Origin of the sequence: Pseudomonas fluorescens (genome assembly GCF_005938625.1) — a bacterium.
GTDB classification, from domain to species: Bacteria; Pseudomonadota; Gammaproteobacteria; order Pseudomonadales; family Pseudomonadaceae; genus Aquipseudomonas; species Aquipseudomonas fluorescens_BD.
The window spans coordinates 43,207-57,552 of record NZ_VCNJ01000008.1 but is presented as its reverse complement, the minus strand read 5'-3'; the positions used below and the strand labels follow the sequence as shown (position 1 = coordinate 57,552).

9 protein-coding genes and 1 pseudogene are annotated in these 14,346 nt (G+C 54.8%); all 10 read left to right on the top strand.

Annotated elements, in window-relative coordinates; translation table 11 throughout:
- The first annotated feature begins 213 nt into the window (after window positions 1–213).
- The 10 genes and pseudogenes from FGA82_RS06370 (at window position 214) to ettA (ending at window position 14,122) form a co-directional block, all read left to right on the top strand.
- Window positions 214–1,446 (top strand): iron-containing redox enzyme family protein, encoded by a 1,233-nt coding sequence (locus FGA82_RS06370; RefSeq protein ID WP_141126423.1) that lies wholly within the window; start codon window positions 214–216, stop codon window positions 1,444–1,446.
- A gap of 137 nt (window positions 1,447–1,583) precedes the next feature.
- Window positions 1,584–2,828: pseudogene (gene ectB / locus FGA82_RS32835) on the top strand (diaminobutyrate--2-oxoglutarate transaminase); the annotation flags it as partial.
- A gap of 1,436 nt (window positions 2,829–4,264) precedes the next feature.
- On the top strand, window positions 4,265–5,365 hold the full coding sequence (locus FGA82_RS06360) for a ThiF family adenylyltransferase (protein WP_141126422.1): 1,101 nt from the start codon (window positions 4,265–4,267) through the stop codon (window positions 5,363–5,365).
- A 10-nt stretch (window positions 5,366–5,375) separates the two neighbouring features.
- On the top strand, window positions 5,376–6,419 hold the full coding sequence (locus FGA82_RS06355) for a TauD/TfdA family dioxygenase (RefSeq protein ID WP_141126421.1): 1,044 nt from the start codon (window positions 5,376–5,378) through the stop codon (window positions 6,417–6,419).
- A 53-nt stretch (window positions 6,420–6,472) separates the two neighbouring features.
- Window positions 6,473–6,937 carry a GNAT family N-acetyltransferase gene (locus FGA82_RS06350; protein ID WP_141126420.1) on the top strand — a complete coding sequence of 155 codons (465 nt, stop codon included), beginning with the start codon at window positions 6,473–6,475 and terminating at the stop codon, window positions 6,935–6,937.
- Window positions 6,938–6,966: 29 nt separating this feature from the next.
- On the top strand, window positions 6,967–8,166 hold the full coding sequence (locus FGA82_RS06345) for an ATP-grasp domain-containing protein (RefSeq protein ID WP_141126419.1): 1,200 nt from the start codon (window positions 6,967–6,969) through the stop codon (window positions 8,164–8,166).
- A 30-nt stretch (window positions 8,167–8,196) separates the two neighbouring features.
- Window positions 8,197–9,447 carry a phosphoribosylamine--glycine ligase gene (gene purD, locus FGA82_RS06340; RefSeq protein WP_141126418.1) on the top strand — a complete coding sequence of 417 codons (1,251 nt, stop codon included), beginning with the start codon at window positions 8,197–8,199 and terminating at the stop codon, window positions 9,445–9,447.
- 56 nt (window positions 9,448–9,503) lie between these two features.
- Window positions 9,504–10,898: an MFS transporter gene (locus FGA82_RS06335; RefSeq protein ID WP_141126417.1), complete on the top strand. Its 1,395-nt coding sequence runs from the start codon at window positions 9,504–9,506 to the stop codon at window positions 10,896–10,898.
- The gene (locus FGA82_RS06330; RefSeq protein ID WP_171057249.1) at window positions 10,895–12,280 is read left to right on the top strand and encodes an amidase; all 1,386 of its coding nucleotides are present in this window, start codon (window positions 10,895–10,897) and stop codon (window positions 12,278–12,280) included. Before FGA82_RS06335 ends, FGA82_RS06330 begins: the two co-directional genes overlap by 4 nt.
- A gap of 177 nt (window positions 12,281–12,457) precedes the next feature.
- Window positions 12,458–14,122, top strand: a complete 1,665-nt coding sequence (ettA, locus tag FGA82_RS06325) for an energy-dependent translational throttle protein EttA (RefSeq protein WP_064118743.1) — start codon at window positions 12,458–12,460, stop codon at window positions 14,120–14,122.
- Window positions 14,123–14,346: the final 224 nt, after the last annotated feature.

Genomic DNA, 14,346 nt, shown 5'->3' with positions numbered 1-14,346 from the left:
CCTTGGTCTATTCCTTGTTCCGCACTGTACGGAAACATTTTGTAAAAAATAATAAGGATATTGCTGATGAACAATCCCTTCGATTTATTCCTCTTGTTTCTACCCGGATTTTTATAGCCGCGTCCTATTACTTCGGATGACGTCGGTCGTTGAGTGATATCGTAATGATATTGTTGTGGATCTGTTGTCGACAGGCTTTACCCCGAAGTAGTAATGAACTCCATCGCTGAATCTATTTTCTCAATAAGGAAGATAAAAGTGGATATGGAACTTGTTATTGCTCAGCCCGATATAACCAAAAGCATTAGCAGTATTACCGGTGGGTCTATATGGGATTCCTGGCTGGATGCCGATGCGTTGAATTTGTTGGTTAATCATCCCCTGCTCTTGAATATGCAAAAGGGCCGCCTGTCTTTAAATGGTGTGCGCTACTTTCTTGTGCAACATCACCATTACTCACGAAACTTCACTCGCTTTCTTTGCGCCATCATCAACCGGCTTGAATCCCTCGGCGACATAAAGCATTTGATGGAAAACATGCAGGAAGAAATGGGCATTGATGGTGACAACAAGGTCACACATGCCGAGTTGTTTCAGAGAACCCTACGCGCAGTGGGAACCCATCCCATGGCCGAAAAGGCGCTGCCAGAAACCGTCGATTTCACTCAGACGATAATGCAGTTCTCTCGTGCTACCAACCCTGTCGAAGGATTGGCTGCCCTTTGCATGGGGGCGGAGGCCATTGTCCCTCTGATCTACAAACCGGTACTGCAGGCGCTGGAACGATTGAACATCAGCGACGAGGGGTTGGAGTTTTTCCGTTTGCACATTGAGGAGGATGAGGACCACGCCATCACCATGCTGGGCATTTTGGGCGAGTTGACTCAACATTCACCTGAAGCGAAAGCATTGGCCAAACAGATCGGGCGGGAAGCTATCCTGAAACGCTGCGTTATGTTCGACGCTATCTGGAAAGAGGTCAGCCAAGAGTCTTTCAGGTCCGACCATGAACCATCGACTGAATCGCAGGACGGGTATTGGCTGGATAAGGCAAACGCGGGATCGCTGCAACTACCACAAAGACTTCTGCATGTAGCCGTCAGCGCCGATCAAGATGCACGCAGTGTGACAACCGCAAAGGTAAAAAACCACGCAGTGGATCTGCCGGTGCAAACAATGCGTATGAGCATCGAGCACCTGGCCCCGGAAGAGCAAACTCGGTTGCATCGAATCAACTATGAAAGAGTGCTCTATGTGCTGGCGGGAACCGGTTCTACGTTCATTGAAGATAAAGTGCTGCACTGGGAAGCCGGTGACGCAATTTATGTGCCTGCATGGGCGCGGCATTATCACGCCAATAATCAGCAAAGCGCATCATTCATTGCCTGCGAAAACTCCCCGCAACTGACCAGTCTGGGCAGGATTATGATACGAGAAGAACTCTAGCGGTAATGCGGGTAACCACGCGCAGATCATAAAATCTTGAATTTCTGATTTGAGTAAAGTCAATTCCGACAAAGGATAGTGAAGTGAATACTTTAGTCACTCCAGCGACTGCTGCTGCCGTAGAAGATCTAACTGCGATATTTACCGATCATGAATCCGCGGTGAGAAGTTACTGTCGAAAATTTCCGGCGGTATTTGACACCGCGAGAGAGTCCATACTTCGGGATGTCGATGGTCACACGTATATCGACTTTCTTTCCGGTGCGGGGTCTTTGAATTATGGACATAACCACCCGAAAATAAAGAACGCTCTTGTGGATTACCTGCAACGCGACGGTATTACCCACTCACTTGATTTGCACACGAGCGCGAAGAAAAACTTCATCAAAGAATTCAATCGAATCATTCTTCAGCCCCGAGGCATGGATTATCGCCTGCAGTTCACGGGACCTACCGGCACGAATGCGGTTGAGGCGGCAATGAAGCTCGCCCGTAAAGTCACAGGCCGGACCAACATCGTTGCGTTCAGCAACGCCTTTCATGGCATGTCTCTGGGGGCGCTTGCAGCCTCTGCGCGCAGCGCCAAGCGGGCCGCCGCCGGCGTTCCCCTGCCCGATATCATTCGAATGCCCTATGAGGGCTTTCTCGGTGAGCATGTAGACAGCCTGGAAGTGCTGGAAAAAATGTTGCATTCGCCGGGGGCGGGGATCGACTTGCCGGCCGCTTTCATCGTCGAGACCGTTCAGGCAGAGGGCGGTGTCAATGTCGCTACCGGACCGTGGCTGGCAAGGTTGGCCGAACTGGCCGCTCGGCACAGGATTCTCATGATTGTCGATGACATTCAGGCCGGGTGCGGTCGAGCAGGCTCGTTCTTCAGCTTCGAGCGGGCGGGCATTCAACCCGACCTTATCTGTCTGGCCAAGTCCATTTCCGGTTATGGCCTGCCGATGTCGCTGGTGCTGATCAAACCGGAGCTGGATCAGTGGCAACCAGGTGAGCATAACGGCACGTTTCGAGGTAACAACCTTGCCTTTGTCGCAGCCACTCACGCGCTGCAATTCTGGCAAGACCCCGCATTTATACAGGCGCTTGCCGAGAATTCCAGGCGCATCGCCGATGCACTCTCCCACTGGCACGCAACGTGGCCCCAGACGATCAAAGCGGTGCGCGGTATCGGCATGATATGGGGCATCGAATTGCAAGACTGCGCGACGGCCCAAGCCCTGAGCGCTCACGCTTACGCTGACGGATTGATCGTCGAAACCTGCGGTCCGCAAGACAACGTAATCAAATTGTTGCCGCCTTTGACGATCGATACACAAACCCTAAATGACGGATTAGCACGGTTGGGCACAGCGATGGATAGCACCGCAAAAAAACAAAATACCCTTCGGTCAGAGGCCGCCGGCGGCATCGTTAGCAAGTTAACCAGCGGCAACGACGCCAATCTGTTCGACCTGGATAACCAGTTGATCGAGCGGTCTCTTGCGGGGCTTACCCCTGCAGCGAACAAAAGCCTGCTGGCAGCCCAGCAACGCTTCAGCGAAACGTTGTCGAGTGAAGGGTTGAATTTCGAAGGCAAAAGTTACCCCGTCTCGATCCGTCCGTTGATCCTGCCGCAAAAAGTAGTCGAGCAGCTGAAAGCGATCGGAGAGGGATTCGCCAGGGTTTTTGACAACGTTGCCAGGATCTACGTCAAGAATGAACAGGTGCGTAAATTGTTCCCAGCCTACAAGAACAGCGAGCACCTGACTTTGAATCTGCCAGATCATTCGCCCTTGGTTCGCATATTCAGACTTGATGGTTTATTCGACGGTGAAGGCGTTTACCAGATTCTGGAAACCAATACCGATTGCCCCGGCGGCGTCATCCAGAACGGATTGGCGAGCCAGCTTTGGGCCGATATCGAGAACCCGTTGTTGGCGGGTGTAGAACACAGCATCGACTTTCAGCCTTTCGTCGCCGATGCGGACCTGTTCCTCAAGGAGATTCTGGCGACTCACCTGCAACGGGTCGGGCGCCCCGCGAGTCGTGCCGCCATTGTCACATTCAAGGGCCGCTTCAAAAACGAAGTGGCACAAATGGTCGCTGGATTGAACAGGCTCGGCGTACCCACCGAAGAAGTCGATGCGGCGGATCTATCGCGACGCGATGGCCAGCTTGTCGATAAACAAGGCCGCACCATCGATGTCGCCTACAACAAGCTCGACTTGAGAGATTTGATTGACGAGCCATTGGTCGACGAATACCTGCAAGCCGCCAATGCGGGTGAGGTGACGTTTCTCAACCCCTTGGTCAGTCAGTGGCCACTGGCGGATAAAGCCATCATGGCGCTGCTGAGTGATCCCGCGACATTGGCCTTGCTGCCTGCGCAGGACCAGGTTCTGTGTAAGGCACATATCCCCTGGACGCGGCTGCTGGTTGAAGGTAGCAGCACCGATCACAACGGCCAGACAGTGAACCTGATCGATTATGTCAAACAGCATCGTCAGGATCTGGTACTGAAACCGTCGAATGCAACCCGTGGCGAGGGGCTGTTGGTGGGGCCATTCGCTGCGCAGCAAGAGTGGGAGGCATTTATCCAGGAAGCGCTGGCGGGGGCATCCACCTTTGTGGTCCAGCGGTATATCAAGGGCCATATGCTTGCTGCGGTCCACCCGGACATTGGAGTGACCGAACAGATGTGGTCGGGCGTAGACACCTACGTCTATGGCGGGCGCTTTGCGGGTTTCCAGGCCCGGGCCAGTTTTGATCCGGTCATGAACGTTGGCCGCAGAGGCATCCTTCTTCCCGTTATCACCGTGAAGGAGCAAACCCGATGAACCGCCCCCAACTGCAGGCAACCGTCATTGCTGTGCCAATCCCGAACCACCGTGTGGCGATTCATCGCGGGACCCGCCAAGGCGACCCGAGCCTGATTCTGGAAGACGCTGACAACTGGAAATACGCGGCCATCCAGTTGATGAACGGCAAAAGGGATTTGGCACAGATTGCGCTGCAACTGGCCAGCGAAAAGCATCAGGTGGATCAGGCTGCTGTCGCTGCCTTGGTTAATGATTTGCACACGCGCAATCTTCTTCAAGACAGTACGTTCTTCCAGCTCGACCGGCTAAGGCCCGATCAGGCAGATCGCTATTCGCGCAACCTCAACGGTTTTGCAGCGCTCGCCCGCGATCAGCAGAAGCCGGCGGATCTTCAAGCGCGGTTGCTCAAGGGCCGTGTCTTGATGCTCGGTTGTGGCGGTCTGGGAAGTTGTACTGCGACTGCACTTGCGATGGCAGGTTGCGGAACCCTGACCCTGGTGGATTTCGACGATATCGAGTTGGGTAATCTCAACCGTCAACTGTTCGCGGTTGAAGACATCGGGCAGAAAAAAGTCGAGGGTCTCAAGGCTCGATTGATCGCCATCAATCCTGATGTCACGGTCAATACCGTGCTTCAGCGTCTGACGGGGACTGACGCAGTGGCCGCCCTGATCGATCAATTCAAACCCGACATCATCGTTGCGGCAATCGATCGCCCTGTCATCGCCGCCGACCGCTGGATCAGCGATGCCTGTTTTGCAGGCGGCATACCCGCGGTCTTCAATAGCGTCTCGGCCGGCATGGGCATGTTATGGACCAAATATCCGGGTCGATCCGGTTGCTTTCGCTGCGATGAACTCTGGTCACAGGAAAACAACCCGGATCATCACGCCACCCGACAGTACCGTGAAAAACATGACCTGATTCCTGCTACGTCGGCGTTCAGCCATTGCGCCATGACCGTGGGGGGCATGATGTCAGCGGACATCGTGCGTCACTTGGTCGGTTGGCCAATGAGTTCCGCCGGCAAATTGATCCAGATTGATTTCGCCACACTGCAAACAACGATCACTGAGAAACCTCAACACACATCGTGCACGGTTTGCAGTGCTTGAGGATCCTTGAATGAACGCCGAATACGTCAATTTCACGCCTGCGACCATCAGCGACCCCGCCGTCTGGAATGCTTCGACACTCAAGTCCAAGGACGAGGTGCTGCTAACGTTCAGTGACGCGGATCTGCATTGCATTGAGGCCTTGTTGAAACAAAGTGCCCACAAGTCGATCCACGATCTGACATGGGAGGATTTCGATGAGCCTTCTATCCATGAGCTGCTGAGCAACCTTCACCAGACGCTGCAACAGGGGCCTGGGGTTGCGGTATTACACGGTATCGATGTGGAAAGATTCAGTGAGCGGGATCTCGAACGATTGTTTTGGGGGCTTTCTTCCTACATGGGACGACCTGTTGTACAGAGCACCCAGGGCGATCGCATCGGTCACGTTCGTCACGAAGTATCCAATCCGAAGAATCGCGGCTATCAGTCAAACCGGGAACTGGGTTTTCATTCGGACGCGTTCGAAATCATTGGCTTGATGTGCCTCAGCAGTGCCGCCAGTGGAGGAACCAGTCAAATCGTCAGCGGACTGGCGGTGCATAACCAACTCCTGGAAGAGAATCCAGCGTTATTGCCGGTTCTCTACGAAGGCTACCCCTATGCCACTGCCGAGCGTGCCCAGTCGGGTCATCCGGTCACGGATTATCGGATACCGGTGTTTTCCCAAGTGAACGGCAGGTTCAGTTCAATGTGCGTGGGTAATTACATGCGCGCGGCCGCCCTGGTACTCAAGCAGGCATTTCCAGAAGAAATGGACAAAGCGCTTAAAGCCTTTTACCAAATCTGCAATCGGAAAGAGTTCCAGCTTGAATTCATGCTTGAGCCCGGAGAAATGCTGTTTCTGAACAATTTCACCACGCTCCACTCTCGTACCGAGTTTCAGGATTCGGAGACGCAAAAGCGCCATCTACTGCGGTTATGGCTGGATGTTCATCAGGGGCGTCCCGTCATTCCACAACTCAAGGCCCGCGGTGCCGATTACGAACAGCTTTACCTCGAGACGCATCAGGACGCCCGTGTACGCGGCGCCGTGACCGTCACTGAGGCGTAACTCTGCGCGGTACACATGTGCCGCGTTTCGCTCCTTCCACAGTGGATTCATTAATGACAGATGCATACGAATCGAGCAGCAGCAATAACTATCTCATCACGCTTCACAATACCGCTGAGCCCAGCGCTCGCAACCAGATCAGTGATTTGCTGGATCAATACAATGTGGCGAAAACGGGCCTCAACGATAACGAACCACTGGACGTCATGATGGTGGACCCCGTCACCGGCGAAGTCGTTGGGGGACTGGTGGGCAGGACGTCGTTGGGGGTGTTTTTTATCAGTTATTTCTATCTTCCCGACACACTTCGGGGAAGAGGCCATGGCAGTCGAATGTTGCTTGAGGCCGAACAAGAGGCTGCGCGACGGGGGTGCTTGACGGCACTGCTGTTCACTATGGAAATCCAGGCACCGACTTTTTACGTGAAGAACGGGTATGAAGTTTTTGGCCGCGTCGCCTGCACGCCAGAAGGGAACGCACGTCTGTTCATGCGCAAATCACTCCAGCCCCTGGATTGAAAATACGTCGGTAATGACGGGGAAAAAACATGGCTATTCTGTGTTTGGGAAGAAGCATCAAGATAGATTTTGCACAGTGGTTGAAGGACAGGGATGAAGCACTTTTTCTGATTGGTTCACTTCCCTTTCCCTCACAACATCTCTACCAGGCGGTAAAACGCTTGAACGACCTGGACGTTGGTTCCCAAGCCGAAACGACGGCACTGGACTGGGCGGCGCAGACGAAATTTTCCAGGATCCTGCCGCACTCTGAATTCGACCTGATTCGTGCCGCCCGTCTTCGCGAGCATCTGGGCATTGCAGGGCAAAGTCTCGAAAGCGCGATCGCGTATCGGGACAAAGTCGTCATGAAAGAACATATGACGCGAGCCGGTATTGCGGTGGCGCACTTCAAACGCGTGCAGTCCTCACTCGATGTTCTCGCGTTTATTGATCAGCACGGGTTCCCGTGCGTAGTCAAACCTGTCGATGGATGCAGTTCGAAAGGGGTTCGGGTAATACGCAATCGATCGGATCTTGCGCAAGTCTTCAACGAACCGACACTTGAAGGCTACATGATCGAGACCTTCATCAAGGGGCAGATGTTTCATGTCAATGGCGTAGTGACCGACAGCGGTTCGGCATTTTTTGCACCGTGCGCCTATATCAATGGCTCCCTGGACTTCCAAAACGCCGGAACCTTCGGCAGTCGAACCCTCGAGCCGGAAACACCGCTTGCGCGACGGCTGGTGGCCTTCACTAAAAGTGTCATTGCCGCATTACCGCAAACGTCGCCGTTGGGATTTCATGCTGAAATCTTCCAGACGCCTGATGATCGACTTTTATTGTGTGAAATCGCAGCACGTACTGCCGGGTCGCTGACAGGTGAATTGATCGAACATTCCTACGGAATCAATATTCACCAAGCCTGGATCAGAGCGTGTGCGGGCATCGAAGACCCTTTGCCCACGGGGCGATCACCGACAAGTTTCGCTGCCTCCATTCGTGTGCCAGTGCGAAATGAACGGTTGCTGAAAATCCCGGCGTTCGCACCTTTCGATTGGGTCAAGACCCTCTGTATTACCGGCGTCGAAGGCCAGACCTATGCAGCTGCACAAACCTACACCGACGATGTACTGAGCGCGATACTCGTCGCTGATAGTGATGCCCGACTGCTAGAACGGATAGATACCTTCCTCGACTGGTTAAACGATTCGGTTCAATGGGGCCCTTCGAATCTCAAGGACTGACTTTCTTACTCTCTACACAAGGAACGTAATATGAAAATTCTCATTGTCGGCGCAGGCTCGGGAGCGCATGCACTCGCATGGAAGCTGGTCCAATCCGATCAGGTGGAAAAAGTCTACGTCGCCCCAGGTAGCCCCGGCACCGAAGCCGAATCGAAAGTCGAAAATATCAATGTAGCGTCGACGGATATACCGGGATTGGCCGATGCCGCCGCCCGGTATGAGGTGGATTACACCCTGGTAACGCCAACGCAGGCACTTGAGGCAGGGATTGTCGATTACTTTAATACGCGAGACCTCAAGATCCTGGCCGCTACTCGCGACGCCTCAAAACTGGAGTGGTCGAAGGAATACTCCAAGCAGTTCATGCAACGGCACAACATCCCCACACCCAAGTTTGAAGTGTTTGCCGATTTCGCGTCCGCCAGCTCGTATGCCCGCGATCGGACGCTGCCGTTGGTACTGAAAGTCGATGGAATGGCCACCGGAGGAGTCGGGGTTGTTATTGCCCACGACTGGCAGGAAGTCGACGCCACCCTTGATCACCTGTTCAGTACTTACGGCGGGAAGGTCGTGGTTGAGGACTTTCTGGTGGGGGAGGAAGTCAGTTTTACCGTATTGTTTGACGGTACAAATTACATTCCGATGGCCGAAAGTCGCGATTACAAACGACTGCACGAGAATGACGCGGGCCCGAACACTGGCGGAATGGGCGCCTATTCTCCGGTCATTTCCAAGGCGCTGACCCAGCGGATCATTGAGCGTCTGGTTGAGCCTGTCATCAAGGCAATCAACGACGAAGGCATTGAATATTTAGGGTTTCTATATTTTGGCGTAATGATTGATCCAGCGCAGGAAGTCCATTTGCTGGAGATCAACTGCCGCCTTGGCAATCCGGAATTGTTCCCCATGCTTGAGCGTCTGGACAGTGAGTTGGCGCCGCTCCTCAAGCAGGCTGTGAACAAGCAGTTGCACCAGGCCGAGGTTCGCTGGAATGACAAATGCGCAGTCGCACTGCAAATCAGCTCGGCGGGTTACCCAGAGAAAAAACGCAGTGGCGATGTGATTTCCCTGCCTGACGGTGAACAGCAAGCCAGGGTTTTCCATGCGGCGGTAACCCGTACTGACGGTTGTCTGGTGAGCAAGGGCGGAAGAGTCATTTCTCTGAGTGCGTCCGCCGATACCTTTGAACAGGCGCGTGAGCGCCTGTATGCGGTCGCTCAAAAAATCCACTTCGACGGAATGCACTACCGAAAAGATATTGCAGCATTCAACGCGGACTAATCCTTTCCGGCACCCGTTGCGGGTGCCGGTGACGAATTCCAAGATATCGAGTCCATATGAACACTATTAATAAAACACAACGTTCAGTGCTACTGGCGGCCAACATCAGCTACATACTGGTCATCCTCGACTCTTCCATTGTCAACGTCGCTTTGCCATCGATCAGGAATGAACTGAGTATTGGCACGGATGCGTTGCAATGGATCGTCAATGCCTATCTGGTGGTGTTCGCCAGTCTGTTGTTGTCGGGCGGGGCGCTGTGTGATCGCATCGGACCGAAGACAATCTACATTTCAGGTCTTCTGCTATTTGTAGCCGCCTCATTGATGTGCGGCTTGAGTGTGGGCGCGACACCTTTATTGGTTGGGCGTGGTCTTCAGGGAATAGGGGCTGCGTTATTAGTGCCCAGCTCACTGGCACTGATCACTCATAGTTATCCCGATCATTCCTCCCGCGCCAAAGCCATTGCCAGTTGGGCCAGTTGGGGGGGGATCGCCCTGGTGATGGGCCCTCTCATGGGAGGTCTGCTCACTCAGTACTTGTCATGGCGCTCGATCTTCCTCATCAACATTCCCATTGGTTTAGTGGGTGTCTGGTTGACCAGCAGGATCGAGACCCCTGCATATCCCGATCATAAAAAGCACTTCGATCTCAAGGGACAGTTCACAGTGGCATTGATGTTGTTGAGTCTGATCTGGACGCTCATAGAATATCCAAACGCCAGCGTCGCCTCTGAATTCATAGTGTTGGGCGGGCTAATCTGCGTCGCATCGTTGATGGCCTTCGTGCTGATCGAATCCCGCACGGCCCATCCGATGCTGCCCTTGATGCTGTTCAAGAATAGAAACTTCAGTAGCATCGCCTACATCTTTCTGGCCGGGGCCTTCTCTTTTTTCGGCACGCTTTTCGTCCTCACCTTTTATTTCCAGGACTACCTTCACTACAGCGCGGTTGAAACCGGGTTGGCGTTACTCCCATTGTCGCTGTGCGTGATAGTCGGTAATAAAATGTCCGGGCGCCTGGTTGATCGGTTTCAACCTCGACAACTGATGATCGCCGGGGCGCTGATCCGACTCGTCGGGTTTTGTGCAATGCTGATCCCCCAATACTCCACTGCTTATTCCTGGCTCCTGGTGCCGCTGGTTTTGATTGGTCTGGGCGGCGGACTAGGGGCACCGATGTCGACCGCGGTGTTTATGCAGAGTGCTCCAAAAATCTATACAGGCATCGCCTCGGGACTTTCCAGAGCGACGGGCCAGATAGGATCGGCGCTTGGCGTTGCAGTGTTCGGCCATTACATCAATGATGCTGCGTTCTTCCTGGCGCACATGAAACTGGCGGTCTTGATGATCGTTATTGCGACGTTGTCGATCGTAATCGTTTCAATCCTTTTCGTGGGGGATCGCCAATCGGAGCACGGCACATTGGCCGACCCGGAGAAGGCCAAGTGAGTACATCAATCACCCGATTGACGGCCACCCAACTCGTTACGCTCGTTCAAGCCAGGGACCTGTCGCCCGTCGAGGTGACGGATGCTTTCCTGCATCGAATCCTCGACAGTCGAACCGTCTTCAATGCATTTTTCGATGTCTATGAGCGCCAGGCGCGCGCCGCCGCGCGTCGAGCCTGCAAGGACATCGGTGAGGGCAAGTCCAAGGGACCACTGCACGGTATTCCCATTGCACTGAAGGATCTGTTCCACGTAAAGGGAGAACTCACCGCGGCAGGTTCCGCATGCTGGCGTGAACTGCGGGCGTCAACCAGCTCCGAGGTTGTCGAGCGCCTTGCAGACAAAGGTATGGTCATATTGGGTAAAACCCACACAGTGGAATTTGGCTTGGGCGCTTTTGGTGTGAACGAGCATTTTCCGACCCCGCACAACCCCTGGAGCACCAACCACGAAATTGCCCCGGGTGGCTCGAGCAGCGGGGCCGCGGTCGCTGTCGCTGCCGGCCTGACACCTTGGGCGTTGGGTACCGACACCGGAGGTTCTGTGCGCATTCCGGCGTCGTGGTGCGGCATTGTGGGTCTGAAGCCAGGCCATGGCTTGATCGACATGACCCATGTCGTGCCTCTCAGCCAGACACTGGACTCCGTGGGAGTTCTCGCCAGAAGCGTTGCCGACGCTTCGCTGCTTTACTCACATCTGCTGGATGTATCGGACGGCGCGACCTTCGAAAACAAAGCCGGATCCCTGTCACAAAAATCCCTGGACCAATATCGCGTGGCGACTTTGCCACCCAGTGAGCGCTCATTTGTCTGCGCGTCTGTTCTCGCGCGATATGAGCACGCCATCCAGGTGCTTCGCGATGCCGGTATCCAGCTCCAGACGGGTGAGTTCCCCACCTCTTTGGAACACTATCTGAAGAAAAATACGCTTATCACGTTCTACGAGGCGCATGCCAATTACGCGCACCTCTTTCAGGACCCTCGCAGTGAAATAGGCAAAGCGGTGCGCGCCCGCCTTTCACACGGCGCACAGATCTCCCGCCGCTCCTACCTTGATGCCAGACAGGAAATGAGCGTACTGCGCAGGCAGTTCGAACGCCTCTTCGAGAGTGTCGATGCCATCGTCTTGCCCACCACGCAGATGCCTGCGTGCGCACTGGATCAAATTGAGCATCTGGCACCCCCTAATCATTTCACCCGGTTCGTGAATTTTCTTGACCTGTGCGCCATTGCGATACCGGCGGGGTTCACCGATGACGGCAAACCTTGTTCGCTGCAATTCGTCTGTAAGCGCGAGCATGAACATATCGCCATCCACCTTGCGCGCGCCTATGAATCACGCACCCCATGGCACTTGGTCTATCCGCCGCAAAGTCAGGGCTGATCGTTCTGTCAGGCACAATTGCACTCATAGGGATAACGCGTCACTATTTGCAGTCGCGCAGAGTACCCGAGAGGGTATTTTTTCAAGAAACGCCTGGATGACGTCAATCACCTTTACTCACCTCGTGGGGCGGGGCTTTCAGCGCGCTTATTTCCATTTTGTCAGGAGCGCCACCCATTGGCTCAATACGTCTTCACCATGCATCGGCTGGGCAAAGTTGTTCCGCCGAAGCGGGAAATCCTGAAAAACATTTCTCTGTCCTTCTTCCCCGGCGCCAAGATCGGCGTACTCGGCCTCAACGGTTCGGGTAAGTCCACGCTGCTGAAAATCATGGCTGGCGTCGACACCGAGTTCGAGGGCGAAGCCCGTCCGATGCCGGAGCTGAACATCGGTTATCTGCCACAAGAGCCACAACTTGATCCGACCAAGACCGTGCGTGAAGTGGTCGAGGAAGCGGTCAGCGTGATCAAGAACGCCCAGGCCCGCCTGGACGAGGTCTACGCGGCTTACGCTGAAGAAGATGCCGACTTCGACAAACTGGCTGCCGAACAGGCCAAGCTCGAAGCGATCCTGCAAGCCAGCGACGGTCATAACCTTGATCGCCAGCTGGAAGTCGCCGCCGACGCACTGCGTCTGCCGGCCTGGGACGCCAAGGTCGAATTCCTCTCCGGTGGTGAAAAACGTCGTGTGGCCCTGTGCCGTCTGCTGCTGTCCGCGCCGGACATGCTGCTGCTCGACGAACCGACCAACCACTTGGACGCCGATTCCGTTGCGTGGCTGGAGCACTTCCTCCACGACTTCCCGGGCACCGTGGTAGCGATCACGCACGACCGTTACTTCCTCGATAACGTCGCTGGCTGGATTCTCGAACTCGACCGCGGCGCGGGCATTCCGTACGAAGGCAACTATTCGGGTTGGCTCGAAGCCAAGTCCGACCGTCTGGCTGCCGAATCCAAGCAGCAGTCGGCCCACGAAAAAGCCATGAAGGAAGAACTGGAGTGGGTGCGCAAAGGCGCGAAAGCCCGCCAGTCGAAATCCAAGGCTCGTCTGCAACGCTTCGAAGAAATGCAATCGCAGGAATTCCAGAAGCGCAGTGAAACCAACGAGATCTACATCCCGGCCGGCCCACGTCTGGGCGACAAGGTCATCGAATTCAAGAACGTCACCAAGGGCTACGGCGATCGCGTGCTGATCGACAACCTGTCGTTCTCGATGCCGAAGGGTGCCATTGTTGGCGTGATCGGCGGTAACGGTGCCGGTAAATCGACCCTGTTCCGCATGCTGATGGGCAAGGAAACACCGGATTCGGGCAGCATCGAAGTCGGCGAAACCGTGCAGCTGGCCTGCGTCGATCAGAGCCGCGATGACCTGGATGGCAGCAAGACTGTGTTCCAGCAGATCTCCGACGGTTCTGATCAGATCCGCATCGGCAACTACGAGATCCCGTCGCGCACCTACGTCGGTCGCTTCAACTTCAAGGGCGGCGACCAGCAGAAGTTCGTCAAGGACCTGTCCGGCGGTGAGCGCGGTCGTCTGCACCTGGCGTTGACCCTGAAGGAGGGCGGCAACGTCCTGCTGCTCGACGAACCGTCCAACGACCTCGACGTTGAAACCCTGCGTTCCCTGGAAGAAGCCCTGCTGGACTTCCCGGGCGCCGCGATTGTGATCTCTCACGATCGGTGGTTCCTTGACCGTGTGGCGACACACATCCTGGCGTACGAAGACGACTCGCAAGCGATCTTCTTCGAAGGCAACTACACCGAGTACGAAGCCGATCGCAAAAAGCGTCTTGGCGAAGCAGCTGCCCAGCCACACCGCGTGCGTCACAAGAAACTGGCCTGATATCGGGTTGGTTGCATAAAAGAGCGGAGCCTTCGGGCTCCGTTTTTTTTTGCCTGTGTTTTTCAGGTTTAACCGAGTCGAACCCTTCGCGAGCAAGCTCGCTCCCACAGGGGAACGCATTTCAAATGTGGGAGCGAGCTTGCTCGCGAAGGGGGTGTAACTGTTGGTGCATGACGTGAATCTAATCTCACCATTAGAGTGCAAAGCAGGTCCAAAAAACGGCC